This window comes from Bradyrhizobium sp. KBS0727 (genome assembly GCF_005937885.2).
Lineage (GTDB): Bacteria > Pseudomonadota > Alphaproteobacteria > Rhizobiales > Xanthobacteraceae > Bradyrhizobium.
Genome location: NZ_CP042176.1, coordinates 5,834,919 through 5,859,704, shown reverse-complemented (window position 1 = coordinate 5,859,704; position 24,786 = coordinate 5,834,919). Strand labels below are relative to the sequence as shown.

21 protein-coding genes, 1 tRNA gene and 2 pseudogenes are annotated in these 24,786 nt (G+C 57.1%); 15 read left to right on the top strand and 9 right to left on the bottom strand.

Annotated elements, in window-relative coordinates; genetic code table 11:
* The first annotated feature begins 265 nt into the window (after nucleotides 1-265).
* From FFI89_RS27520 to FFI89_RS27500, 5 genes are all read left to right on the top strand, one after another.
* Entirely contained in the window at nucleotides 266-1,078 is an 813-nt protein-coding gene (locus FFI89_RS27520) for a citryl-CoA lyase (RefSeq protein WP_138830669.1), read from the top strand.
* A 10-nt stretch (nucleotides 1,079-1,088) separates the two neighbouring features.
* Nucleotides 1,089-2,255 (top strand): CaiB/BaiF CoA-transferase family protein, encoded by a 1,167-nt coding sequence (locus FFI89_RS27515; protein WP_138830668.1) that lies wholly within the window; start codon nucleotides 1,089-1,091, stop codon nucleotides 2,253-2,255.
* 29 nt (nucleotides 2,256-2,284) lie between these two features.
* Entirely contained in the window at nucleotides 2,285-3,145 is an 861-nt protein-coding gene (locus tag FFI89_RS27510; protein WP_138830667.1) for an extradiol ring-cleavage dioxygenase, read from the top strand.
* On the top strand, nucleotides 3,142-3,507 hold the full coding sequence (locus tag FFI89_RS27505; protein ID WP_138830666.1) for a hypothetical protein: 366 nt from the start codon (nucleotides 3,142-3,144) through the stop codon (nucleotides 3,505-3,507). The genes FFI89_RS27510 and FFI89_RS27505 overlap by 4 nt, the downstream gene beginning before the upstream one ends.
* 322 nt (nucleotides 3,508-3,829) lie before the next feature.
* Nucleotides 3,830-4,711, top strand: coding sequence for a zinc-binding alcohol dehydrogenase family protein (locus FFI89_RS27500; protein WP_246669273.1), 882 nt, complete (start codon nucleotides 3,830-3,832; stop codon nucleotides 4,709-4,711).
* A gap of 80 nt (nucleotides 4,712-4,791) precedes the next feature.
* Here the strand turns inward: FFI89_RS27500 and FFI89_RS27495 are convergent, their stop codons facing one another.
* A complete protein-coding gene (locus tag FFI89_RS27495) occupies nucleotides 4,792-5,217 on the bottom strand; it encodes an HIT family protein (protein WP_138830664.1) in 426 nt (141 codons plus the stop codon).
* 493 nt (nucleotides 5,218-5,710) lie between these two features.
* On the opposite strand from FFI89_RS27495, the gene FFI89_RS27490 reads away from it, so the two are divergent.
* The gene (locus FFI89_RS27490) at nucleotides 5,711-7,048 is read left to right on the top strand and encodes an MFS transporter (protein ID WP_138830663.1); all 1,338 of its coding nucleotides are present in this window, start codon (nucleotides 5,711-5,713) and stop codon (nucleotides 7,046-7,048) included.
* Nucleotides 7,049-7,337: 289 nt separating this feature from the next.
* On the opposite strand, the gene FFI89_RS27485 is transcribed toward FFI89_RS27490, so the two are convergent.
* The 5 genes from FFI89_RS27485 to FFI89_RS27465 all read right to left on the bottom strand — a co-directional run bounded on the left by FFI89_RS27485 (nucleotide 7,338) and on the right by FFI89_RS27465 (nucleotide 14,113).
* Entirely contained in the window at nucleotides 7,338-8,513 is a 1,176-nt protein-coding gene (locus FFI89_RS27485; protein WP_138830662.1) for an alpha-hydroxy acid oxidase, read from the bottom strand.
* Between the two features lie 196 nt (nucleotides 8,514-8,709).
* A complete protein-coding gene (locus FFI89_RS27480; protein WP_138830661.1) occupies nucleotides 8,710-10,422 on the bottom strand; it encodes a thiamine pyrophosphate-dependent enzyme in 1,713 nt (570 codons plus the stop codon).
* A gap of 73 nt (nucleotides 10,423-10,495) precedes the next feature.
* Nucleotides 10,496-11,464, bottom strand: coding sequence for an amidohydrolase family protein (locus tag FFI89_RS27475; RefSeq protein ID WP_138830660.1), 969 nt, complete (start codon nucleotides 11,462-11,464; stop codon nucleotides 10,496-10,498).
* Between the two features lie 79 nt (nucleotides 11,465-11,543).
* Nucleotides 11,544-13,148: a GMC family oxidoreductase gene (locus FFI89_RS27470; RefSeq protein ID WP_138830659.1), complete on the bottom strand. Its 1,605-nt coding sequence runs from the start codon at nucleotides 13,146-13,148 to the stop codon at nucleotides 11,544-11,546.
* Between the two features lie 119 nt (nucleotides 13,149-13,267).
* Nucleotides 13,268-14,113 carry an MBL fold metallo-hydrolase gene (locus FFI89_RS27465; RefSeq protein WP_138835769.1) on the bottom strand — a complete coding sequence of 282 codons (846 nt, stop codon included), beginning with the start codon at nucleotides 14,111-14,113 and terminating at the stop codon, nucleotides 13,268-13,270.
* A gap of 734 nt (nucleotides 14,114-14,847) precedes the next feature.
* On the opposite strand from FFI89_RS27465, the gene FFI89_RS27460 reads away from it, so the two are divergent.
* A complete protein-coding gene (locus FFI89_RS27460) occupies nucleotides 14,848-15,918 on the top strand; it encodes an AraC family transcriptional regulator (RefSeq protein ID WP_138830658.1) in 1,071 nt (356 codons plus the stop codon).
* 57 nt (nucleotides 15,919-15,975) lie between these two features.
* Here the strand turns inward: FFI89_RS27460 and FFI89_RS27455 are convergent, their stop codons facing one another.
* A complete protein-coding gene (locus tag FFI89_RS27455) occupies nucleotides 15,976-16,440 on the bottom strand; it encodes an SAM-dependent methyltransferase (RefSeq protein ID WP_138830657.1) in 465 nt (154 codons plus the stop codon).
* A gap of 310 nt (nucleotides 16,441-16,750) precedes the next feature.
* On the opposite strand from FFI89_RS27455, the gene FFI89_RS27450 reads away from it, so the two are divergent.
* The 6 genes and pseudogenes from FFI89_RS27450 (at nucleotide 16,751) to FFI89_RS27425 (ending at nucleotide 19,896) form a co-directional block, all read left to right on the top strand.
* On the top strand, nucleotides 16,751-17,995 hold the full coding sequence (locus FFI89_RS27450; RefSeq protein WP_138830656.1) for an extracellular solute-binding protein: 1,245 nt from the start codon (nucleotides 16,751-16,753) through the stop codon (nucleotides 17,993-17,995).
* 33 nt (nucleotides 17,996-18,028) lie between these two features.
* Nucleotides 18,029-18,397: pseudogene (locus FFI89_RS27445) on the top strand ((2Fe-2S)-binding protein); the annotation flags it as partial.
* A gap of 8 nt (nucleotides 18,398-18,405) precedes the next feature.
* Nucleotides 18,406-18,621, top strand: a complete 216-nt coding sequence (locus FFI89_RS27440; RefSeq protein WP_138830654.1) for a cytochrome c — start codon at nucleotides 18,406-18,408, stop codon at nucleotides 18,619-18,621.
* A gap of 123 nt (nucleotides 18,622-18,744) precedes the next feature.
* Complete coding sequence (locus FFI89_RS27435; protein ID WP_138830653.1) at nucleotides 18,745-19,437, top strand: CDGSH iron-sulfur domain-containing protein; 693 nt, start codon at nucleotides 18,745-18,747, stop codon at nucleotides 19,435-19,437.
* A 77-nt stretch (nucleotides 19,438-19,514) separates the two neighbouring features.
* Nucleotides 19,515-19,655: pseudogene (locus FFI89_RS27430) on the top strand (TrbI/VirB10 family protein); the annotation flags it as partial.
* A 1-nt stretch (nucleotide 19,656) separates the two neighbouring features.
* Complete coding sequence (locus FFI89_RS27425; RefSeq protein WP_138830652.1) at nucleotides 19,657-19,896, top strand: DUF2274 domain-containing protein; 240 nt, start codon at nucleotides 19,657-19,659, stop codon at nucleotides 19,894-19,896.
* Nucleotides 19,897-20,176: 280 nt separating this feature from the next.
* Here FFI89_RS27425 and FFI89_RS35070 read toward each other — a convergent pair whose 3' ends face one another.
* Entirely contained in the window at nucleotides 20,177-20,533 is a 357-nt protein-coding gene (locus FFI89_RS35070) for a LysR family substrate-binding domain-containing protein (RefSeq protein ID WP_246669272.1), read from the bottom strand.
* A gap of 211 nt (nucleotides 20,534-20,744) precedes the next feature.
* Nucleotides 20,745-20,821 (bottom strand) — tRNA-Arg (locus FFI89_RS27415).
* Between the two features lie 438 nt (nucleotides 20,822-21,259).
* Here FFI89_RS27415 and FFI89_RS27410 point away from each other — a divergent pair.
* Together FFI89_RS27410 and FFI89_RS27405 are read left to right on the top strand one after the other, a co-directional pair.
* Entirely contained in the window at nucleotides 21,260-22,831 is a 1,572-nt protein-coding gene (locus FFI89_RS27410; RefSeq protein ID WP_138830651.1) for an MBL fold metallo-hydrolase, read from the top strand.
* Nucleotides 22,832-23,153: 322 nt separating this feature from the next.
* Nucleotides 23,154-24,785: a GMC family oxidoreductase gene (locus FFI89_RS27405; RefSeq protein WP_138830650.1), complete on the top strand. Its 1,632-nt coding sequence runs from the start codon at nucleotides 23,154-23,156 to the stop codon at nucleotides 24,783-24,785.
* Nucleotide 24,786: the final 1 nt, after the last annotated feature.

Below are 24,786 nucleotides of genomic sequence, written 5' to 3'. Positions count from 1 at the left end.
ATTCAGGCAACTCAAGCGCCAAGCCTGCGTTGGGCGCTGCAGCGTTTCAAACTGAGTGGGATACGATTAGACAATCTAATCAGACGGGCAAAATTTGTCGATTGCGCAGCAGCCTAACATCGTAAAGAAATTAGTCGGCGCTCGAAGTCGCGTGACGGAGCAGGCCAAGCGGCGGTGTTGCTCGCAACGAGCTGCATTAGCAATAGTTACGACGGTTTCCTTCCCGAAACGCGTGGTAAGCCGTTGGCGATTAAGGAAGCAGATCATGAAGATTAGTTCGAACGGTCCGGCAACGACGAAGATATCCGGATCGAACTCCGAAACCATGGTGGTTCGCGGGTACGATCTCGTAAATGAGTTGGTTGGAAAGATCTCGTTCACCGACCACATTTGGTTGCTTATTGCGGGAGTGTTGCCGAGCGATGCACAGCGCCGCATGCTGGACGCAGCGCTTGTTGCGTTAGCCGAGCACGGTATGGTTCCAAGCGTTCAAGCAAGCCGCATGACGCTGGCCGCGGCTCCCGAGGCATTGCAGGGGGCGGTCGCGGCTGGTCTGCTCGGTTGCGGCTCGGTTATTCTCGGAGCGGCGGAAGGAGCGGGCAAGCTCTTCGAACAGATTCTTGATGTCGAAAGATCTCAGAATGTACCTACACAGGAAGCTGCGCGGGTAATAGTCAAACGCTATCGCGCGGATAGAAAGGCCATTCCCGGTTATGGCCATCCTTATTACAAGGAGCGAGATCCTCGCGCGCAGCACCTCCTCGCGATTGCACGACAGGAAGGCATTGCGGGTCGCTACACCGATGCAGCTCTTGCTGTTGATGTCGCCATCCCGGAAATCGCCGGTAGGAGACTCGTACTTAATATCTCCAGTGCGATCGCCAGCAGTCTTCTTGATGCGGGGTATCCGTTACTAGCGCTCAGAGGGGTGCCCATTCTGGCAAGAACCGCAAGCCTCGTTGGTCATCTACTTGAAGAGCAGACGTCCCCAATCGGCTTCTTGCTGAGCGACGCAGCAGCTTCGGTGGTTACTTATAACGGGCCGGCACCGGCTGGCTTCGCTACGCGCGAGAACTAGGGGAATTTGCATGTACGGCGTACTCAACGAAATTCGTATAGTCGAACAAGGAGTATTCATTAGCGGACCTTGCGCGGGGATGATGTTGGCCGATCTCGGGGCTGATGTAATCAAGGTCGAAACGCCCGGAGAGGGTGATCCCTACCGCAGCTTCAAATCCGGCTTCTATAGCGCTCATTTTCAAGCATATAACAGAAACAAGCGCAGCGTTTGTTTCGATTTGAAGAAGGATGACGATAGATCGCTCTTCCATAATTTGATTCGCCGGGCCGATGTTTACGTTCAGAACTTTCGACCTGGAGTGGCGGAACGCATAGGCGCGGACTACGCGACGCTCGCAAAAATCAATCCAAATTTGATCTACTGTTCGATTACAGGATTTGGGCCTGATGGTCCGTATGCGGCGAGACCGGTTTACGATTCCGTCGCACAGGCAATGAGTGGGTTTCTCGGTGTAGCAATTGATCCCGAGCAACCACGTTTTCTTGGTCCTGCGCTCGCCGATGCGATCACTGGCATCTACGCCTCGCTTGCAATAGCTGGTGCACTGGTGGAGCGCTCACGAACCGGTAGAGGTCGACGGGTGGAGATCTCTATGCTTGAGGCGATGATGCATTTTGCCGTCGAGCCCTTCATGGGCTTTCTCGCGCTTAACGAGATTCCGAAAGGCTCCGACCGTCCTCGAATAGCGCAAGCGTATATTGTTCGGTGTAAGGACCAAAAACTTATTGCGTTCCACCTATCCTCGTTGGAGAAGTTCTGGCGCGTTCTCGTCGAAGTCGTGGGAGTGCCGCAACTTGGGGTGGATGCGCGGTTTGCCACAAGACAGAATCGAATTGATAACTATGATACGCTCAACGACGAGTTGAACGAAATTTTCGGGAAAGGGGATCGCTCCGATTGGCTCGAACGACTCGAGAACGCGGATCTACCTTATGCCCCGATCAATCAAATCGATGAAGTGATGAAGGATCCGCAGGCTCTCCACCTCGGAATGTTTGTTCCCGTCACGAAGAGGATCGAGGGGGCGACGCAGACGGTGAGGCCTCCCTTCACGTTTGATGGAGAAAGATCGGAGGGCGTGATTGCTGCTCCATTGGTCGGTCAGCATAACAACGCTATTCGAGGCGCGCTGGCTGAAGGTGGTGAAACCTGGCCCGCGCGAGATGGCGCTTGACGACCTCAAGCTAGACAAGGAAAGCGAATATGGCGAAGCTCGCAGCAGTGCTGGCCTCAACGCATCACCCATTCTATCTGAAGGCGACGACGGCCCCGGCCGACAAGCAGATTCCTCAGGCTGCAGAATGGAAAAGAAAGGTCGAGGCTTATCGAACGACTCTTACTCGAGCGAATCCCGAAATACTGGTGATGGTTGGATCGGATCATTTCCACCAATTGTTTCTAGACAACTATCCGACATTTCTGATTGGAAAGGCGCCCCGATACGACGCGACCTTTTACAATGAGGAGCGCGAGTTTGGCATTCCAAAGTACGTTCTAGAAGGACATGAAGACCTTTCCGGCTTTATGCATCGTGGTCTGATCGAGAGGGGCTTCGATTTTGCATTCAGCAATGAGTTGAAACTGGACCATTCTATTATCTGCCCGATTATCACTACGCGCCCTCAGGCGGATCTCCCAATTGTTCCTATTTATGCCAACATCTTTGCTCCGCCCCTTCCACCCCCCAAGAGATATTGGGAGTTGGGTCGCGCCATCCGGGGGATAATTGACGCTTACCCATCGGACCGCCGAATTGCCGCGATTGGTACCGGACATCTTTCGCTCGAGCTGGGCGGCCCCCGTCAGTTCGGGGAGCATGGGCCCGATCCAGAGTTCGACCGGCGGGCCGTCCAATGGCTGGCCGACGGCGACATTGAAGGCATACTTGAACAGGTAACCGTCGAGAGTCTGGCAAAAAGCGGCAACGCTACGCACGGCTTCCTGAATTTGATTCTGATGCTTGGGATTGCGGGTGCTGGACGAGCGGACTACGTCGACACCTTGGACCTCTATCATACGATGGAGGCGTACTTCACGTGGTACCCGAACGGGACGTCAGCATGAGCAAGTATTACGTGAATAAGTTCCTCTACACCGTGGATCGAGATCCGGACCTTCTCAAGCAATATCGAGAAAATCCGAGAGCGTTGGTTGCAAGATGGGAGCAAGCCATCGGGCCTCGATTGAATGACTATGAGGCCACGACAGTCACGTCGCTGAGCGATAGCGAGCGGGAAGCATTGATAGCTCACGATTATGTTGCTCTGTTTGAAATGGGCGCGCATTTCTTTCTTTCGCTAACGATCTTCATCGGCATCTATGACGACGAGTGGACGAATAAGCACGGACCATTGTCATTTCAACGAGAGTTTGCCGCAAAGTTACGATCTTGGATCGGACGCCAGTATCCGTCGGTCGAGACGTAGGGATGCCTCGTGGACGGCGATTTTCATCCACAACCACGTTGCCGTGAATGCTTAACGTCAATAGGTGAAAGCGTTAGCCAGTAGTGTCCACGGCTCGCTCTAATGCTGCTTAGGATATGGACGTGGGACGAGGAACTAATTCTGGTCAACTGCAAACAGGCCTCGAATGGATACGAGGGATTTCGTGATGGACCCATCGATCCCGACTTTGAGCGGGGAGTCCGGAAGGCGCTTGCGCGTCACGTCCAAAGCTGACGACATTTGCAGGATCGCCTTCAACTTGGAATCTATGGTCCCAACGTACGAGGCGGACGAGGTTCTCTTGAAGATCGCTGCGGCGGCTATCAATCCGAGCGATGTCAAAGCTCTTTTGGGACTTATACCTCAAGCTAAATGGCCCCGGACGCCGGGGCGTGATTTTTCCGCAGTCGTTGTTGGAGGTCCGAAGGAACTGATTGGACTCGAAGTCTGGGGATCGAGCGGGCAATTGGGAATCAGCTGCGACGGTACTCACGGAACGCACTTGATCATAAAGTCTTCAAGTCTCTGCGCGAAGCCAAGCACCATTTCAATGCTGGAAGCTGGCGCGATCGGCGTACCGTTCGTGACTGCCTGGAAGGGGTTTGAGCTTGCTGGTCTACCGAATAGCGGTCAAAGCGTGGTGGTGCTTGGTGCGAACGGCAAGGTAGGCCAAGCCGCAGTTCAAATTTCGGCGATGCTCGGTGCGCGAACAATTGGCGTCATACGAACCGAACGTGGACCCCACGGTTACCATAGTGCGCCCGTCGAAATCCTTGCGTCTTCAAACTCAGATATTGTTGGACGAATTTTGGAACTGACGAATGACCTCGGAGCCGATATTGTGTTCAATACGGTTGGCAGTCCCTATTTTGAAGTCGCGCATCGCGCGCTTGCACACGGAGGACGCCAGATATTGATAGCGACCATTGAGAACATTGTCCCATTTAACCTGTTGGAGTTTTATCGTCGGCAACATACCTATGTCGGAGTTGATTCATTGTCTTTGAGTACCGATGACAGCGTCACAATTATGCGCACACTTGTCCCGGGATTCGAAAGTGGAGTTCTAAAGCCCTTCCCCATATCTGGTGATGCGGTATTTAGCCTTTCAGAGGCAAAGCGGGCTTACGCCAGGGCAATGGGACCCACAAAAGATCGAGTCGTTATTGTTCCAACCAGGTGACGAGGCTGAAAGTCGGGAAGGTGCGTGCGGAATCGTTGACTCGCTCCGCTGCTGCCCGTTCGGCGCGATTGTTCCAACGGTTAACCTCGCAATGCGGCGATCAGTTTCTCCGAGTGATCTTCCAACACCTTAAGGTCTTCCTTGCGCGTTTGCGCAGGTAGTAGTTCCACACCCATCGTCCGCGGCATGACGTGCATGTGCAGGTGAAAGACCACCTGGCCACTGGCCGGTTCGCTGAACTGCTGCACGACGATCCCATCAGCGTTGAAAGCGCGGATTGCCGCGACGGCGATCTTCTTGGCGGTTCGCGCGACCTGTGCGAAATCGTCCTCTGAGATGTCCAGGAGACCCCGCGCAGGGGCCTTCGGGATCACCAACGTGTGCCCAGGCGAGCGCGGCATAATATCCAGGAAAGCGAACGTATGTTCGTTTTCATAGACCTTGAAGCAGGGAACCTCACCGCGAAGAACTTTCGCAAAAATGTTTTGATTATCATACTCGGTCATCGATTCCGCGCCTCTGCCGTTACACCGCATCATTATGTGGCATGAAGCCATGTCTCCCGAAAGGACGGGCATATTTCGCTCGAGCTGGACGTCCGGGGAGTATGGGCCCGATCCGGAGTTCGACCGGCGGGCTGTCTAATGACTGGGCATTGCGTCGTGTCTAGTCAATCCTGAGAGCGGTCCGGTGGGTAGGCGTCAACAACCCCGAGATCTAGACGGAGTGGTCATAAGCGAAAAATGAATAGACACGATTAGACAATCTAATCAGGCTTACAAAATTTGTCGATTGCATGGACCTCCCCCTTCGTGAAGAAATTGGTTGGGAGTCTAGATCGGTGTGATGGACTTTCGAACGATCAGGATCCGACGCCACATTTCCCAAAAGTTGGATGTGCCGTGCCAGCGCATTCAAAAATGCGCAATGCGTGACATTGCGTGAGAAGAAATAGCGCGCGCCTTAAAAGTTAGCCTGACTCGCAATATCGGGGGGACTATGAGTACAGCCAGCTCTTTGAGCAGCGATAATGTTGCGTGGTTCAAGACACTCACGCCAACTCAGTGGAAAGCGCTTCTCGCCTCGAACCTCGGATGGCTTTTTGACGGATTCGAAACCTACGCGCTGATTCTTACTGCAGGCGTTGCGCTGCGTCAGCTACTGGATTCCTCTCTTCATTCCCAAATCCCCTCCTATATAGGAACTACCATTGCGCTCACCCTGCTGGGATGGGGAATCGGCGGTATGCTCGGAGGCATCCTCGCAGATTATATTGGGCGCAAGCGCATGATGATCATTGCTATCCTGGCCTATTCATTGGCCGCTGGCGTAAGCGCGTTTTCCTTTGACTGGATATCCTTTGCAATTACACGATTCATCGTTGGCATTGCCATTGGTTCCGAGTGGACGACCGGAAGCTCGATGATTGCCGAATTGTGGCCGGCGAAGCTTCGCGGAATCGGCGCGAGCCTTATGCAGTGCGGTTATGGCCTGGGGTTTTTCTTGGCCTCGTTCCTGTGGATGTTCGTCAGTTCGACAGGTGCGGACAACTGGCGCTACATGTACTTGATCGGTGTTCTCCCAGCGCTTTTAACACTCTGGATACGCCATGGAATTCCGGAGTCTGAAATCTGGAAAGAGACGAATAAACGTCGGAAGCTTGCAACCAAGAGAAAGCGGGATGGCGAGCTTAGCGAAGCGGAAGAGAAGCTGACACGGTTCACCCTGACGAACTTGTTTACCGATCAAAATGTCCGGGGCCGAACTCTCATTGTGTTCCTGATGTCCTTGTCAACAACAGTCGGGTTTTGGGGAATATCGACTTGGGTTCCCCCATTTATCGGGGCGCTCGCGGCAAAAGAAGGTCTGACTGCGGCGTTATGGGTAAGTTACGCGGGTATGGCCTACACCTTTGGCTCCGTGTTGGGCTACATAAGCTTCGGGTTTCTCGCGGATAGGTATGGAAGAAAGCCAACGACGATCCTGTTTTATGCTCTGGCATTGGCCATGACGCCAGTTTTGTTTCTTTCGACTGAGGACTTGAGGCTGTTGTTGCTGCTGGCGTGTGCCAACGCCTTCTTCAGCTGTGGTCAATATTCGTGGATGCCGGCCTGGCTACCTGAATTGTATCCCACCCGCATGCGGGCGACTGCGTTAGCCTTTGCGTCCAATGGACCGCGATTTATCGCGTTCCTCGGCCCCCTGCTCGCCGGCGCGATGATCATCCAGTTCGGTGGCTTTGGCCAAGCGGCCATGTTGCTCTCAACGATCTACATCATAGGTATCGTTGCAACATTCTTTCTTCCGGAAACTCGCGGCGAGCCATTACCCGCATAGACAAAAAAATTGTCGCTCGACTCAAATGTCGACGATCCGGCAATTCGATTGTGAAGCGTTAAACCGAACAGCTGTTTGCCAGCTACCGTGCGGTATGCGAAGTATCCGGCAGCCGCTCTCGCACAACCGTGCCCCTTTTAAGCTGGCAGATATTTCTTGGTGGTTGGGTCATCGTTCGGGGAATTTGAACAGCATGAGCGCCGAAGCGGATCGTCACGCGTATCCTGCGCACATCGATTCGTCGCATCCGCCCCGTCGTCGCCTCGCTACCCGATCTAGCCGGTCTTATTCATGAATTCACTGCTCGGGCATTTAGAGGCGCACTCCGGCGCAAGGCATCAGGTCCGACGTCACGCAATTGGCGAATGCTGCCAATTCCCATCAGGGTAAGCGAAGCAACAATCTCGGCTTTCAGCAATTCGATCGCTCGCGTGACGCCAGCCTCGCCGGCCGCACCCAGCCCATAGGCATAAGCGCGCCCAAGCGAGACGCCATTCGCACCGAGGGCGATTGCCTTGATCACATCCGCGCCTCGGCGCACACCACCATCGAAAACGATCTCGGTGCGGTCTCCGACACTTTTCACAATCTCCGGCAAGGCGCTTATGCTGGAGACGCTGGGATCGAGCTGACGACCGCCGTGGTTCGATACGATCAGGCCATCAGCGCCGCAATCAAGCGCTTGCTGCGCGTCGTCAGCCGACATGATGCCCTTGATGATCATGCGGCCGTCCCAGATTTTGCGAAACCAATGCATGTCCTTCCAGGTCAACGTCGGATCAATCTGTTTCCCGAGTTCGGCGGACTGGTCCATCACCCACCAACCCATCTCCGGATAGCGGTCGATATTTCCGATCCTCGGCACGCCATGTGAGATTGCGCCAAGGCACCAGATCGGATGCACCATCATTCCGAAGAGCATCGAGAGGCTAGGAAAGCTGCGTGCCCTGAACCCATTGCGTTCGTCACGCTCACGGGGCGGAGCGACCGCCGTGTCGACGGTGATGACCAGCGTCTTGATCCCGGCTGCCTTGGCGCGCGCCACCATATCCTCGGTTAGCTCTCGCTTTCGAAAGACATAGAGCTGGAAATAGAGCGGACCTTTCTTGGCCGCTGCGACATCCTCAAGCGAGCAAATCGAAAAGGTCGAAAGACACTGGGCGATGCCCGCCTTGTCGGCCGCTCGCGCCGCCGCGATCTCGCCTCGCCGTGAGAGCATGCCCGCGAAGCCTACGGGGCCCAGCATGAACGGCAAGTCGTGGCTGGCACCGAAGAAAGAGGTTTGGAGATCAACGCTGGATACGCCACAGAGGACACGCTCACGCAATGCCCAGTGATCGTAGTCAGCGATGTTTCTCCGAAGCGTTATCTCGCTGTCGGCGCCTCCATCCAGGTAGTCGAAGAAGATCTTCGGAACTTTGGACTTTGACCGCCGCCGTAAGTCCTCAATGTTGACGATGCTCATGGTCTTTCATCCAGTTCGTTTGCGTCCATAATGAAACTCAGAGCCCGCGCTCTCGCGCGCTCTTCGCCCGTTGCCTCCAACATTGAGAATTTTCGGCAGCCTTCGGACGGCGGAGCCCGAGCTGACGCTCGAACCGCGCGCCGTCTCGCATGTCTGGCAGCCGTTCACGCACGCCGTTCCCCCACGAAACGACACCTCAAGTAAAATTATCGGTCACCAGCTCCCATACGTCACCCGCGCGACCGTCGAGCACAGCCTTGGCGGAATAGAGAGCGGTGCCGAACAGCTGAGCCGCTTCGATCTTCGCCGGGATCACAAGTTCCATGCGATCGGTGACGACATCCAGCAGCGCCGGCCCGGGAGCAGCAAGCCACTCGCGGATCGCCGCTTCCAGGTCCCGCGCCTCCTCCACCCGCCGCGCTTCGAAGCCGACGGCCTGCGCCACGCGGGCAAAATCGGGATTCTCGAGATTGGTGTAGCTATCCAGCAGGCCCTCGACCTTCATCTCAAGTTCGACGAAACCAAGCGAGCTGTTGTTAAGCACCGCAATCTTGATCGGGATCTTCTCCTGCACCGCAGTGATCAAGTCACCCATCAGCATGGAAAGGCCGCCATCGCCGCTCAAGGATATGACTTGCCGATCGGGAGCGGCCTTCTTGGCGCCAAGCGCCTGCGGCATGGCGTTGGCCATTGTGCCATGAGTGAGACTGCAGAGGGTCCGCCGCCGCCCGGTCGCACGGACATGCCGCAACAGCCAGATCATGGGCGAGCCGCCATCCGCGGTGAGTATCGCGTCATCATCAGCATATTGATCGATAAGGCGAGCCAGGTATTGCGGGTGGATCGCGCCGCCGCGACCGACAGTCGCGCGCTTATCGAGCGCGCGAAGGGCGTTCTCGTGGCGCTTCAGGCAATCGTCGAGGAAACTTCTGTCTTCATGGTGCGTCAGGCGCGGGGCAAGCGCTTCCAGCGTCGCCTTTACGCTACCCACCACGCCTATCTCCACGGGGTGACGGCGGCCCAGATGCGTCGGATCGATATCTACTTGGACAATTCGGGCATGCGCAGGGTAGAATTGGCGCCAGGCAAAATCGCAACCGAGCAGCAGCAAGGTGTCGCACGTCATCAGTGCATGATATCCAGCCGCGGTGCCGAAGACCCCGGTCATGCCAACATTGAACGAGTTGTCGTATTCAATGAAATCCTTGGCACGAGACGTATAGGCGACCGGAGCCTTCAGCCGATCAGCCAAGGCCACGATCTGGTCATGGGCTTCCTGACATCCGGATCCGCCGTAGATCGCGACCCGACTGCCCGCGTTCAGCACTTCCGCGATGCGTTCGAGATCGTCATCAGTCGGCTGTATCACCGGCTGGGACACGTGCACTGCAAAGGCGGGCTCTTCGGGGGCAAGAGCCCTGGAGACATCGACCGGCACGATCAGCACGGCGACACCGCGTTTCGAAAGCGCTGCCTGAGCTGCCATCGCCGTCTTGCGCCTGGCTTGCGCCGGCGTGCGGACTTCGTCGCAGAACACGCTGCACGATTTATAAATCGGCGCAAAATCCACTTCCTGTGGAAAATCGAAGCCGCGCTCGTCGGATGTGATCTGACTGGCGATCAGAACCACCGGCGCGCGATTGCGGTGGGATTCGAACAACCCGTTGATGAAGTGCAGGCTGCCGGGTCCGCAGGATCCGGCGCATGCCGTGAGATCTCCGGTCAGCATGGCCTCGGCGCCGGCGGCAAATCCCGCGACTTCCTCGTGCCGGACATGGACCCACTCTATCTCGCTACGGCGGATGGCGTCGGTGACGAAGTTGAGGGTGTCGCCGGGTACACCCCAGCATCGCTTCACGCCGGCTGCTTGCAGCGTTTCCACGATGACGTCAGCAACTCTTTTGGCCATTACAGTTTCCCGTATCAAAGTACAGATCATCGAACGCGGATCGCGATTCCAACCGCCCGCCCTTCGTCGCGCGTTAAGAGGCGTCGCCAAGCTTGAAGATTCGCTTCGCGTTCTCGCGATACACCTTCTCGAGATCCGCTTTGCTCAGGATTCCGCTTTCGAGATTCTGCAAAAACGCTGGACCAAGGTCGAACGGATAGTCCGTCGCAAACAGGATGCGATCCGCGCCGAGCGACATCAAGGCGCCCGTCAACGACACTGGCGAGACGTTTCCGCTCGTGGTGATGAACACGTTGTTCCGCATGTAAAACGTGATCGGATGCTTGGCTTTGTGCGCGGCATAAAACTGCCAACCCTGGTCGAAGCGCTCCATCGAAAATGGCAGTAGTTCGCCCATATGGCCGAGAATCATCGCCGCCTTCGGGTAGGCGTCGAACACGCCGCTGCAGATGACGCGAAGCGCATGCGTCGCCGTTTCAACCGTCCAATTCCAGGTCGGGCCTAGAATGTCCGGATAGCCGTCATAGGCTTTGAGCTGATCCAACGGCGATGACCAGGGGTGAAGGTATATTGGAACCTCCAACTCATGGGCCGCTTCCCAGAGTGGCCGATACTTCTGCTCATCCAGATAATGGCCATGCGTCTGACCGTTTATCATGGCTCCACAGAACCCGAGCTCGGTCACGCACCGCCTGAATTCAGCAATTGATGCATCCGCGTCCTGAAGTGGAAGCGCGGCAAATCCCGAAAAGCGGTCCGGATGCTTCTTAATGCGTTCAGCAAGAATATCGTTCATTCGGCGCGCCATCTTGACCGCGCGTACGGGGTCCGGATCGAGCTGAACGCTACCGTAATTGAAGCAGGATAAGATCGACCGCTCAATGCCTTGCTTGTCCATGTCTGCGAGACGGCCGGCGTCGAAATCCCAGAACTTCGGCAGAACATTGTCGAAGGACTCGCTGGACACGCCTTGCACCAGCGTACGGAAATAGTCGTCAAGCTCCCGCAGCAGAAAATGCTCTTCGATGGCGATTTTATTCATGTCACACTTCCTCTCGCTAGCGCCGGCTAGGCAAAATCGACAATGAACCGAGATGGCAGACTGGTTGGATGTGTGATGGTCAATCCGTACCTTGCCGTATCAGCTCGCAACCCCGCTCTGCGATGTAAAGGACGGGCGCCAAGGTGTGTCCCCGAACAATGCCGGGCATGGATGACGCGTCCATCACCCGTAGACCTTCGATTCCACGGACGCGAAGTTGCGCGTCAAGTACTGCCATCCGATCATTTGCCCCACCCATGCGGGCGGTCCCAACCGGATGGAACATTGTTTGCGAACTAGACCGGATAGAAGCGCCGATCTCCGCATCGGACGCTTGTGGGTCGTAGTTGCGGCGAACGATATAGGGCGAAAGCGGCTTGGTCGCAGCAATCCGCATAGCCTCACGCGTGCCGCCAATCATAGCGAGAAGGTCTTCGGGATGGCTTAGATATCGAAAATCGATCAAGGGAGCGGCATGGGGATCGGTCGACGCCAAGCGAACCTGCCCCCGACTCATCGGATTCACATTTGCCACCATGATATAGAAGCCGCCCGTTGCCGGGTCGTCCGCCAGGTCTGCCGGCGGACTGATATGAAACAAAAGCTCGATGTCTGGATGCTCCAAATCTGGCCTGGATCGGACAAAAGCGATCGATGGGTTCTGGATCACCGACAACAGGCCATGACCAGTGCGCCGCCACGCCTCGAGCTGTTCGGGGTCCTTGGCATCGGGTCTGACAGGGGCAATCCCACCTGAGGCGGCGGCGCCGCCGATCGAGAAATTCATATGGTCGATCAAATTGGCTCCGACTCCAGGCAGGTCGGCGCGAACGCTGATTCCGTGGTCCCGCAAATGATCGGCTGGTCCAATACCGGACAACATCAGCAGCTGGGGTGATTGAAATGCGCCCGCGCATAACACAACCTCGCGCGAAGCCAGGACACGGCGCAGTTCGCCCCCCAACTCATATTCGACGCCCACTGCGCGACCATTCTCGATTATAGTTCTGGTAACAAATGCGCCCGTGACGATTTTGAGATTTTCGCGGGAACGAACAGCAGTTCCCAGATAAGCTTCCGCGGAATTGTGCCTTCGCCCCTCCGAGAAGATCGCTTCCCAACGGTCAAAGCCCTCAAACTGGCTCCCATTGTGATCGGCGGTTACGCCGACGCCTGCAGCGATGCATGCCTCACGAAACAGTTCTGTCATTGGACTTCCAGGAGGCACATCTTCGAGACGAAGTGGGCCGTTCCTGCCCCGAGTACCATCGTCTGGTCGAGAGCTGGCCTCAGCCCTCCTGAAAACATCCAGCGCCGTTTGCCACTTCCACCCAGCGGCGCCAATTGGCTCCCAGCTGTCATAATCGGCTGGAATGCCGCGAGACCACGACCCCATATTAATCGCGGCCGAGCCTCCGATCACTCGGCCGCGAGGATGATTGATCGCGCGCGCACCGAGTTCGCTTTGAGGCGTGGATGAAAAATGCCAGTTCGTTTCTCCGGCCCACATGCCGAGCACGCCGCTGGCGTAATAAGAATATTCGCGTAAATTCTCTCCGCCAGCCTCAAGCATTAGAACGCGGGCGCGCGGGTCCTCGCTCAAGCGTGCAGCAACAATGCATCCAGCCCATCCACCCCCAACTACGATGTATTCGAAGCTGTCTGCGTGATCGAGTGTCGTCATGCTGTATCTCCTGATGGCATCAGCGCAGTGACCACCGAATTCTAAGTGCGGGAGTCTGTTGTCAGAGACTTCTTACGACCGAAACAATCGGCAGGGCCCCACCAGGGGCGGCTATTGCCTCATCCCCATTTCATTTCGCCTTTCGCCACTTTCGAACCGACGTCGAGGGCGACATCCATACCCGCGGTCGGATAACGCTTCTTCATTGCAGCGATGACCGCGGCGCTATCCTTCGCCTTCGACAATTCTTCCTCGAAGGCCAACAGATAGTCCCGCGTATAAGTAATGGCGGAGGCGTCGGTAGGGGCATCCGCGGTGAGATGGCCCGGCACCACGACTTTCGGCTTCCGCGCCGCGATCGCTTCCAGTTCTTTTACCCACGCTGCGCGCAGTTGAGGGGTCGCCGTGTCGGCTGTCCAGACATGCACGCCGGAGAATATCAGCACTCCGCCGAACACAGCGTCGAGTGACGGCACATAGAGGTAGCGCCGATTGGGCAGGCTTTTCGTCTCCACAACCTCGATCGGGATGCCTTCGAGATTTAATGTTGGCGCGGAATTGATACTGGGGATTACGACGTCGGAAAGCTTCTGCGGGCCATTTTCCTTCAGCTGCGGCCCCCAGATTTCGAGCTTATTTTGGACAGATGCTTTTATCGCATCGACTGTTGCTGGGGCGGCGACAACTTTGACATCGGGAAACGCAGCTTTGATCGGCCCGAGGCTGAAATAGTAGTCAGGGTCGCTCTGGCTCACATAGACAGTAGTGAGCGTCTTTCCCGTCGTCTTGACCGCAGTCGCGAGAGCTCTGCCGTCGGGTAGGCTGAAACCCCCATCGATAAGCAACGCCTCCGAGGCGCCAGTCAACAACACCGGGGCTCGGAAGAAGCCATTCGGGCCTGCAGGAAAATGTCTCCAAGCGAGTCCAGATGCGGATGGCATCTTAACATAGCGGCGATTGATCATCGTCTTCGCGTCGAGATTGCTCATGAACGCTCGCGTAGCGGGTGCACTGGCGAAGTTCGCCATAGCCGCATCCGCGTCCTTGACGGAGTTCCAGTGATTGACCACCAGCCATTCCCCATCATCTCCCGCAGCCGACTCGCGCGTAATAAATCCAGGTTGTTTCGAGATGTAATCACGCTCCATCGCGTGATCGATCGGTGCGAACTGCTTTGCGGTTGTGCCGGGAGCAAGCTTGAAGAGTGCGATTTCAATGACTGCGGGCATAGGGGCCTCCTCGGCGAGTCGTTAGAGCGGCGAAGCTGCTGCGGAAAATTGTGAATGTAACCAATCGGTTGGAACCGACAAGCTGACGACTTCGCTCAGCCTGGGCGCCCGGCGGGGACAGATTCGCTCAGCGATATCTTTTGGGATCGCGCAACCGCCGAGAGGTGGTTCAAAATGAGTAGTGCGGAGAGCCCACCCGAGCGTCCGAGCTAGGCACGTAGCGAAAGCCTAGGCATCTATGGTTCGTCGCAATCGGCGCGGTGGCCTGTCCGCCACGCCAGAGCGCCCTGAGCCGGGCCTAGCGAAATCGATAGTCGTGCCGATAAACGCCAAGTGTATGATTTTACTCACATCGTCGAGCCGGTTTCCGGGAGAGCTCTCAGATGGCATGAACGTCGAAAGTTGAGCTGGGCATCCTTCGCATTTCGCCTCACGCAGACGTATACTCGGAGCCGAGGAGGATATTGTGCATGAGTCGGACCGTGGAGTTAAAATCTTCAGCTGATGGTCAGTCGCTTTTTGTTCCGATCTCTGAGGCATATTCGTACTCGGATGGTGCGGTAATGCGCGGCCTGTCGCGAGATGAGCTATTTAAACAGAGCCTTCTGGATCCGCACATTCAGACCCACATTTCGCTCGGTCAGATCGTTCTGCTGTTGATGAACACGATCGATGAAACTGACGACCACTTTAGTGGTCTTGGGCGACACACGTACCCACCCTCGCAGCTAATCCTCATGCTTAGGATTATGATGGCGTGTAGCACACTCGAACGCGCGATCGGCAGCCTCGCTCATTTTTGTAAAATGGGCCAGCCTATTTCGATTTGGCTGCGCACGGATGGAATGGAAGCTCGGCTCTGCGTCAGTTGCGATGACGCATTTGGGGGCCAGAACGCACCGGTTATTGAGGACATATGTCTCAACGCTATTTTCGGGGGGCTATGCTATTTCCTCGGTCGACGGTTTCCAGCGTCTGCCATCGTAACACGCAACCGAAGGCAAGCCCTAGGCGTCCGCCATTGGTCGATGTCGGCCGCTGTCCACCTAGGCGCCGTGGCGGCGATCCACTTTCCCGTATCGCTATTGACCGAAACCCGACAGGCCGATCCGACCGACGATATCTGCTGGGCCATCCTTCAACACCGATTGGCCCTCGACAGTGGAATAAACCCACATCTGCCCATTCACTCTGTCTCAATCAAGCAACTCAATGCCAGTGCCCTCTGTGCTGAACTTGGGATTAGCCCAGCCACCTTTCGCCGAAGGAATAGTGTTGCCGGGGGGCAATTTCGTCGCTTTCGCGAGGAAACACTCGTTGAAGCGAGCCTGAGCTTGCTGGCCGACGACGCCAGAAGCGTAAGCTCGATCGCGGCCGACCTCGGCTACGCGGATGTACGCAGCTACCGACGCTTCATCAAGGGGGCGACCGGATCAACGCCCGATCAGCTTCGTGCAAATAGCGCTGCCGCGAAGATGCGGGCGCTCGAACCTGAAGTCGTCGCCCGGATCAAAGAGATCGCTACCCGCCTCAGCAGCTGAGTTGGGTCAGGTTCAGCGACGCCATAAGACGGAAAATACATCTCAAACAAACGCGGCCTACCAATATTTCGACATGATCTGTTGAGCCCAAACCGGTTCGCGAATTTCGTCCCTGGGTTCATTGCCTGTCCAAACGGGCTTCAGATCCAGAACCGGCGTGCCGTCGACCGCATCCAACCCCTCGATTTCAACAGATATTCCTTCAACCTTGATAATCTTGCACGTAGAAAGGCCAAGTCGATTGGGCCTCATCCGCCCTCGCTGCGCGAAGATACCGACCTTGGGCCAATCCAATCGATCTCGGGGATGGCGCGCGCCGAACTCGGTTGGCTCGTCATTATGCAGGTGGAAATAGAACAATACTTCGAGGTGAGAAAGCTCTTCCAGTCCGAACAAGGCGTCAGCCGCAAAACGGGATCCGTCCAATTCAACGCGGCAGCGGTTGCCGCCCCAGCCGTCCTTGGTGGCCTCCCGGCGGCCGCCGCGAACATAGCCAATCGACTGGAAAACTATATCGAGCATGGTAAGGCCCTTTGCTGCAAGGCAGGTCTGGAACGAATGTAGGCAAACCTATCAGCGGCACTACCTGTTCGACGAGCGTAAGGCGAGAGGTAAGCCGCGCCCTTCAGTCGCTGAGCGAATCTGCCCCCACCAGCGCCCCAGGCTGAGCGAAGCCGTCAGCTTGTAGACCCCGGCCGGCCGGATAAACTCACACGCGGACTGCCGCGATCATAACAATATAGTTCGGCCTGGAACGGTTTCACTACCGTCTGTGATCGCGGTCCGGATCCTAAGCTATTCTGTCGCTTAGGTGAGAAGGAGGTGCAGGTCGATGAAATCGTTATTGAGGAATGCCTTCTTCCGCGCGGATGTGTCTATTGATGGCATGTTCTCGCCAAAGTTATCTCCTGCAAGTCCTTCGACAATGCTCCGCCGAAATTTTGGGATTTGCCTATGGTCGCTCGGAGCCTCGGCCGACCTAAAGTTCAAGAAATGGATATTAAAGCCGATGGCCCTCACTGGAGCTCGTAGGATTGCGGGCCGTGTCGCATCGGCGCTCGTGCTTATCGTATGCGCTACTAGCAATGCCGCTTGGGGTCAGAGCCTGGACGAGCTTTACGCGAAGGCGCGGAACGAGAAAACACTGGAGCTATACACCGGGGGGCCTGTGGCGCCCTTTGAGGCCGCTGCAAAGGAATTCGAACAACGCTACCCTGGCATCCACATTACTATTACTGGCGGCTTCAGTAACGTGCTTGATAGGAAGATTGACGCCCAGCTCGCTGCAAAGGAGCTGAAAGTCGATCTCGCAATGTTCCAGACGCTGCAGGATTTCGTGCGTTGGAAGAAGGCTGGCGTCTTGCTCAATTTCAAGCCTGCAGGCTTCGATGAGATCGACACCAGCTTTAAAGACGAGGATGGCGCCTATATAGCCGTGCAGATCAATGCCCAGCCGTACGTCTACAACCCCAATCTGGTCCGCGCCGAAGATGCACCCAGAACGGCGTTGGATTTCCTGCAACCACGGTTCAAAGACAAGCTAGTCGCCGCTTATCCATCTGACGATGACGTGACGCTCTATACATTTTACAGTGTGATAAAAAAATATGGCTGGAATTACATGGATCAATACATGGCGAACCAGCCGACTTTTATACAGGGCCATTTGGGTGTGCTACGCAGCATCGCCAAGGGCGATAATCTCGTAACTTTTGATTCGGTTATCAGCATCGCGCTGACGCTGAAAATGCAAGGCGAACCTCAGGCGATCGCGATTTCTGACGTCGATCCTTTGCCGATTTGGCCTTTTGTCGCCGGTATTTTCAAGTCTGCGCCGCATCCGAACGCAGCAAAACTATTTCTTACTTGGTACCTTGGAGTAGATCAGCAGAGTCGTATTGGAACATGGTCGCCACGTGCAGATGTGCCGCCACCCAGCGGGTTAAGGCCGGTTTTGTCATACAAGGTGGACAATAGTTACCGCGAATTCATTACAAACGGGCCATTGCTGACAAAATTGCGAAAACGCTTCGAGCAATACACCGGCCCAGTTAAAAATACCGGGGGTGTGCGCTGACTTGCGGGCGGAGCGATTCTAGGTGGTGAGCGCATGACTAAGTTGAACATCAACGGGCAGGTTCGCGATGCGGACGCGCCGCCGGACATGCCGCTTCTGTGGGTCCTGCGCGACCTCCTCAAACTTACGGGCACCAAGTTCGGCTGTGGCATCGCCCAGTGCGGGGCCTGCACCGTGCATGTAGAGGGCGCGCCGCTGCGCTCGTGCATGCTGCCGATCAGCGCCCTGGAGGGCCGCGCGGTCACCACCATCGAGGCGATCGGCGCCACCGCAGCTGGCCGCAAGGTCCAGCAGGCCTGGCTCGACCTCGAAGTGATCCAGTGCGGCTATTGCCAGTCCGGGCAGATCATGTCGGCCGCTGCGCTCTTAGCGACGACACCCAATCCGGACGACTCACCGGTGGCCGGGCAGTGAACGATCCCACCGCCACCAATGTCGCCCAGGTGATCATCGCCGGCGCCAACCGGCGCACGGCCACGGGCCACAGCTTCATGCCGGCGTTCGGCCGAGCCTACAGCGATGACGAGATCGCCGCCGTCGCCAACTATGTCACCGGCCGTTTCGGGGCGACGCCATCCCGGGTTACGTCCGAGCAGGTCGCCGCGCTCAGGAAGGCGGCGAGCTGAATCCTTCTCCCGCACGGCCGAGTTCGACAAGATCTGACGAGATTATCGGGCCAGCCGCGCCCCGATCAGAGATCAAATCGCGACCCGCCTCGATTCGTTCGTACCTCTACCAGGAGTTGATCCATGACATCGGCAAAGACCAAGGTTCGCGTCACTGTTTCCAAGAACGGTCCCTACCTCGTCACCGGCGACGTCTCTCTCGCCAAGCAAACGATCGTAACGGACACGGAAGGCGGGTCGGAGGTCTGGCGGGAGGGCGAGAGCCTCCCACACCCGGAGACCTACGCGCTTTGCCGATGCGGTGCGTCGCAAACCAAGCCCTTCTGCGACGGCACGCACCTCAAGATCCGATTTGACGGAACCGAGACCGCCCGTCGTGAAACCTATCTCGACCAGGCGCAGGTGTTGGACGGACCCGTGCTTAAGCTCACCGACGCGGAAAGCCTTTGCGCGTTCGGGCGGTTCTGCGATCCGAACGGCCAGGTCTGGGGCCAGGTGACACAGACGGACGATCCCCAGGTCCAGGCGATGTTCATCCGCCAGGTGAACAATTGTCCCGCCGGACGTCTCGCGGCCTGGGACAAAGCGTCGGGACGGCCCATTGAGCACGCCTTGCCGGTCTCCATCGGCTTGGTCGAGGACCCCGAAGAGCAATGCAGCGGGCCGCTCTGGCTGCGGGGAGGAGTTCCCGTCGTCTCCGCGGACGGGTTCGCGTACGAGGTGCGCAACCGGGTGACTCTGTGCCGCTGCGGAGAGTCGAAGAACAAGCCGTTCTGCGACGGCTCGCACGCAGCGATCAAATTCCAGGATTCCTAGGCCTGTCTCTACCGTCGCGAACCCCGCCAACCCGGATATGGAGGCCAGTCACGGCCAAACGTAAAGTCGCGGACATCATCGTCGACACCATCAATCAGGCCGGCCAACAGATCGTTCAGCGCCAATTGCAGATCGCGCCAACGCTCACGATCCGGCCAGGTTTTCCCGTCCGGGTCAACGTCACGCGCGATCTCGTGCTCGAACCCTACGGAGGCTGACATGGCGAAGCTGAAACTTGGTCTGATCGCAGACGACAAGCCGGTGAAAGTGACGCTGGAGCTGCCAGCTACGCTCCATCGTGATCTCAGCGCCTATGCCGAAATCCTCGGCCGTGAAACGGGACAGCCGGCGGCCGATCCGGTCCGCCTGATCGTTCCGATGCTCAAGCGGTTCATAGCCACGGATCGGGGATTTACAAAAGCGAAGAGCTCAGGATCATCGCCGAAATTGTCTGGATGATCGTCGCACCGGCTGATCGAGACATTGAACGTGCGAGGCTCTGGAGTCGACGGGATGCCGGATTGTCGTTGTGCGGCGACCACACCGTGCAAAAAATGGCAGAATCTCACCAACGATCGTCGATAGACGGTTCCAGGAAACTGAGCCGCCGTGCCGGCTTCGCTCATAACCGTCAGGCCCCGCCAGATGGCAACGAGCGACAGAAGAGTACCCCGCCCGACAGACTACGTATGAGTTTCCGGGTGGCGACCGAGATCGGCCAGGCGTTGAACAAGATAATCTAGTCGTAAATCTGCGGGCCAGGGGCTCCTTCGCTCACAATAAACCTCTCGTTTGCAAGATCGTGCCAACCAAGCTGCGGCCTCTCGCAAAGCGGGTGAGCGCTGGGTAGCACCACGAATACCCGCTCGGACCAAAGCTGCTCCATCTCGCATTCGGACCACTGCGTGGTTCCCGTGATGAACGCCACATCAAGTTGAAGGCGCCGGATCGCCGCGACATGATCTGCCGGATCACCGTCGATCAATTCGACCCGCACGCTCGCATGTTCTTTGCCGTATGCGCGCAATAGGTCGCGTAGTGAGCCAGACGCGAGCGAGGAAAAGATGCCGACTTTGATACGCCCATTGCGATGCAAGCAACCAACACAATCGCCTGAGCCGGAATAATCCAGAGGCGGCCAGAGCGGAACATCGCGCAGTGGCCGGTTGGATCATTCGCGCACGAAAAATCGAGCGTTACGTCCGAGGTTCCAGGCCGCGTGGCATTCCCTTCCGCTCGCCGATGAAGATAGCACTCAGCGCTCGCGAAAAAGATTGATCGGTTATTCGAGATGCCATCGTGAAAAATGGCGCACCCGACAGGATTCGAACCTGTGGCCTTCGCCTTCGGAGGGCGACGCTCTATCCAGCCGACCTACGGGTGCTTACTGCTTACGCGGTGCTTACGCGGGTTTTGTGCAGGTGTTAAGCGCCTACGCGCATCCCTCATAAGACGTTGTATTCCAATACTCTTTCTTCCTCACTTTTCGCATCAGCCGGCTTGATACGTGCCTTCGGAGCGCGAGCAATGTCGAGAACAGACGTAGCGCGATACTCCAAGTGAAGAGCTTTAACTCTGAAACGCTCTCTGTTCGCCAGCGAACTAAGTTTTTTGAGATTCTTGACGTTGCGGCGGCGTTGCAATCATTGTGTATTAGTGAATGAATTCCTGAATAAGGAAAGCGCCTTTACAGCTTCCCGCGCATTATGTATTATAGAAGCAATTCACTAGTAGTGAAAAGATCGGCGCTCGGTAGAACGACCTGTTCCCCTCAGCCGCCGGCCAGTCTGGAAACAACAGGATTTTGCCAGAGGTTCGCATCATGTTTCATCAGCAAAAGATCGCTGATTTTCTGCCAGCGCTCGCGCTCGTTTTCAGCGCAGCGTTGGCGCAGCCGGCGCTCGCGCAGTCGGGCGTCGATCTCGTTAGACAGGCCGTCGCCGCGCAGGGCGGCGTAGCAGCGCTCAGCTTTGCCAAGACCACTATTATCAAGGGCGAAGCTAAGCATTGGGACCCCGGGCATTCATTCTCGGTCACGAGCGAACCGAAATTTTTTGGCGACTCGACCTACACGGAGACCACCGACAATGTAACCAATACGGTCCGCGTCGATTGGGATCGCAATATGAAATATCCGTTTATCGGGCGGCTTAGGCTCAGCGAGATCACCTCGCCAGCATTCGGCGTCGAGATCAACGACAATGGTGTCCAGCGTGCGATGTCGGGCATTCGCCTCGCTGCGATCTTGCGCGAGCGTGAGCGCGTCTCGCCGCGGATGCTGCTTCGAGCCTTGGAAGTCCCCGACAGCATCGCCGCGCTGGGCGAGCAGCAGATCGGTGACCGCTCGCTGCCGGCGGTCTCGATACAGACCCAAACCAGCACTTTCACTGTGCTGTTCGATCGCATCACGCACCTACCTGCGGTGGTGCGTACGCGCGACTCCGACAACGTCTACGGCGACGCGAACTACGACCTCGTTCTCTCCGACTGGACAGAAGACGAAGTAGAACTTGGTGGAATGATGCGCGCGCATACGCTTTCGTTTCAGCTCAACGGCGTTGAGGTGCAGCGGCTGACGCTGAAGAAAGTCACCGTCGACGCGCCGATTCCGGCCGACACCTTTGCCGTCAACGACGATGTTAGAGCCAAGGCGAAGAAGGCCGTCGCCGACGTGCCCTACCAATGGGTCCTGCGGCGCCTGTTTATGGGCCGCTTCATCGACAGCGACAAAGTGTTTTATCCGGAGGGTGGCGGCCTCAAGCTGGTCGAGTTGGCGCCGAACGTGCAGCACGTGGTCGGCAGCACCCACAACAGCCTGATCGTGGCGATGAAGGATGGTATCGTGATCTTCGACGCGCCAATAGGCGAGGGGATGTCACGCTGGGTCATTGATGCGGCCAAGGCCAGGTATCCAGGCAAGCCAATCAAGCAGCTTGTTCTAACCCATCATCACATGGATCATATCACCGGGGCCCGCGCCTACGTGGCGGAAGGCGCCGAGATAGTGGTCCCGAGCCAGGATCGGGCGTTCTTCGAAAAGATGTTCCGGGCCCCGCATAAGGTGGCGCCGGACGCGCTGGCGCTAAAGCCCAAGCCGGCGAAGATCGTGAGCGTCAAGCACACGATGTCGCTCAAGGACGGGACGGTCGAGATCAAGCTCTACAACATCCCAAACCCGCACGCTGACGGCATGCTCATCGGGCACGTGGTTGGTCCAAATCTGGTTTGGGTGACGGATCTGATCAACCCGCGCGGCCCGATCGGCCGATCTCCCGCCTCAATCGCGGTGGGTGACGCCTTCCGGAAATTCGGCATCACCGGCTCGACCATTGTGGCCGGTCACGGCGCCACTGCCAAGCAGGCGGATATCACACCCGCGCTGTCGACGAACTAGAACCTGTTCCGGTTGCTGTGATTGAGAGCTCACCCAAACGTCGGGCTCCCGGTCCCGGGGGTCGACACCGGGCGCTCATCTTTCTTCGCAATAAGTCTATGCCCCTCGCTGCGGGCTGTAGCGAAATGAAGTCACTGTCAAAGTGCTGACGCCGTCGCGTCTCACGCCTTGAAGCGAAACCGCCGGAAGAAGTTCGTCGGTCTAACGAGAGTAACCTAGAGATGAAGCACGCCCAGCCGGCTCAATCGCGTCGTGGATATGGGAATTGTTGGTGCCGGACCGGATGGAATGGTCCTAGCGCTCCGTCGGGGCCCGTAATCTGATGCCGGCCAGCTATGATTACATTATTGTTGGAGCCGGATCGGCTGGCTGCGTACTCGCGAACCGGTTATCGGATGATCCTAACACTAGAGTCTTGCTTATAGAGGCGGGGGGCTGGGATCGCGATCCTTGGATCCACATACCGCTCGGATGGGGCAAGATCCTTCAAAACCGACTTCACGACTGGGGCTATTTCGGCGAACCGGAGCCGAACCTGGGCGGTCGTGCGGTCGAGTGCGCAAGAGGCAAGGTGATTGGCGGTTCGTCTTCGATCAACGCCATGGGCTATGTTCGCGGTCACCCCAGCGACTTCGACCGCTGGGCGAAATCGGGACTATCGGATTGGTCCTACGCGAATGCATTGCCTTACTTCCGGAAGCAGGAAAGGTGGGAGCACGGCGCGGATTTGTATCGCGGCGATAGCGGGCCTCTGGTCGTTCAGGAAAGTCGGTATCAAGATTCGCTGGTCGATGCCTATATCGAGGCAGGTTTAGCGTTGGGCCACCCCGCCAATGCCGACTACAACGGCGCTCAACAGGAAGGTTTTGGGCGCCTTCAGTCGACCATTAGCAAGGGGCGGCGGTGCAGCGCTGCTGCTGCGTATCTTCACCCCGTGCTGCAGCGCCCCAATCTGACAGTTCTCATCAACACACCAGCCCATCGCGTTCTCCTTGAGAGCGGGATCGCGGTCGGCGTGGAAGTGCGAAGGGGTAGGAAGACCCGTCGCTACTATGCCGATCGAGAGGTCGTGCTTTCGGGTGGGACGATCAATACGCCGCAGCTTTTAATGCTATCTGGCATAGGCGATCCCGACGAACTCAGCGAGGTTGGCATCAGCCCGCGCGTAGCCCTGCCTGGGGTCGGCAAGAATCTGCAGGATCATCTTGTGACGCTGGCTGCCTATTCTCGGCGAGAACCGGGACCCTTCCATTACAACCTCCGATTCGATCGAATCGCGACATCGATCGTGGAAGCGCAGCTGTTTGGTCGCGGATACGCGACGGATTTGCCATGCGGGATGATGGCGTTCCTGAAAAGTGATCCGACCATCGCTGTTCCCGACACGCAGTTACTCTTTCATGCTGGTTCGCTCGCGGCTGCACCATATTTATCTCCGTTCCGCAAACCTTTCGCTGACGGCTTTTCGTGCCGGGCGGTATTGCTGAGGCCGGAGAGCCGCGGAAGCCTGAAGCTCGCTGGAACGGATCCCGAAGCAGCGATTCGGATCCATTGGAATTTCCTGGCGACCGAATCTGATCGATTGGCTATGCGGGCGTCTTGGCGGGCGATGCGTGAAGTAGCGCGTCAAAAGCCCATGCAGGCTTTCGTTCAAGACGAGATTCTCCCAAGCGCGGCCGTACAGAGCGACGCCGAGGTCGACGCCCATATCCGCGGTACTGCGATGACCGCCCATCATCCCCTCGGCACCTGCCGGATGGGTGTGGAGGGTGATGCATTGGCAGTAGTGGATCCTGAGCTCCGGGTTTTTGGTGTAGAGCGGCTGCGCGTCGTAGATGCTTCGGTCATGCCTGACATGATCGGCGGCAACATCAATGCTGCCGTGATTATGATTGCCGAGCGTGCGGCGGACTTGATCCGTCATCGCGTTACGCTTCAACCAATCTTTGCGTAGG

What these genes read in the sequence shown, in the direction of transcription:
- FFI89_RS27520 (WP_138830669.1), top strand. Translation starts at nt 266, where the DNA reads ATGAAGATTAGTTCGAACGGTCCGGCAACGACGAAGATATCCGGATCG.
- FFI89_RS27515 (WP_138830668.1), top strand. Translation starts at nt 1,089, where the DNA reads ATGTACGGCGTACTCAACGAAATTCGTATAGTCGAACAAGGAGTATTC.
- FFI89_RS27510 (WP_138830667.1), top strand. Translation starts at nt 2,285, where the DNA reads ATGGCGAAGCTCGCAGCAGTGCTGGCCTCAACGCATCACCCATTCTAT.
- FFI89_RS27505 (WP_138830666.1), top strand. Translation starts at nt 3,142, where the DNA reads ATGAGCAAGTATTACGTGAATAAGTTCCTCTACACCGTGGATCGAGAT.
- FFI89_RS27495 (WP_138830664.1), bottom strand. Translation starts at nt 5,217, where the DNA reads ATGACCGAGTATGATAATCAAAACATTTTTGCGAAAGTTCTTCGCGGT.
- FFI89_RS27490 (WP_138830663.1), top strand. Translation starts at nt 5,711, where the DNA reads ATGAGTACAGCCAGCTCTTTGAGCAGCGATAATGTTGCGTGGTTCAAG.
- FFI89_RS27485 (WP_138830662.1), bottom strand. Translation starts at nt 8,513, where the DNA reads ATGAGCATCGTCAACATTGAGGACTTACGGCGGCGGTCAAAGTCCAAA.
- FFI89_RS27480 (WP_138830661.1), bottom strand. Translation starts at nt 10,422, where the DNA reads ATGGCCAAAAGAGTTGCTGACGTCATCGTGGAAACGCTGCAAGCAGCC.
- FFI89_RS27475 (WP_138830660.1), bottom strand. Translation starts at nt 11,464, where the DNA reads ATGAATAAAATCGCCATCGAAGAGCATTTTCTGCTGCGGGAGCTTGAC.
- FFI89_RS27470 (WP_138830659.1), bottom strand. Translation starts at nt 13,148, where the DNA reads ATGACGACACTCGATCACGCAGACAGCTTCGAATACATCGTAGTTGGG.
- FFI89_RS27465 (WP_138835769.1), bottom strand. Translation starts at nt 14,113, where the DNA reads ATGATCAATCGCCGCTATGTTAAGATGCCATCCGCATCTGGACTCGCT.
- FFI89_RS27460 (WP_138830658.1), top strand. Translation starts at nt 14,848, where the DNA reads ATGAGTCGGACCGTGGAGTTAAAATCTTCAGCTGATGGTCAGTCGCTT.
- FFI89_RS27455 (WP_138830657.1), bottom strand. Translation starts at nt 16,440, where the DNA reads ATGCTCGATATAGTTTTCCAGTCGATTGGCTATGTTCGCGGCGGCCGC.
- FFI89_RS27450 (WP_138830656.1), top strand. Translation starts at nt 16,751, where the DNA reads ATGAAATCGTTATTGAGGAATGCCTTCTTCCGCGCGGATGTGTCTATT.
- FFI89_RS27435 (WP_138830653.1), top strand. Translation starts at nt 18,745, where the DNA reads ATGACATCGGCAAAGACCAAGGTTCGCGTCACTGTTTCCAAGAACGGT.
- FFI89_RS27425 (WP_138830652.1), top strand. Translation starts at nt 19,657, where the DNA reads ATGGCGAAGCTGAAACTTGGTCTGATCGCAGACGACAAGCCGGTGAAA.
- FFI89_RS27410 (WP_138830651.1), top strand. Translation starts at nt 21,260, where the DNA reads ATGTTTCATCAGCAAAAGATCGCTGATTTTCTGCCAGCGCTCGCGCTC.
- FFI89_RS27405 (WP_138830650.1), top strand. Translation starts at nt 23,154, where the DNA reads ATGCCGGCCAGCTATGATTACATTATTGTTGGAGCCGGATCGGCTGGC.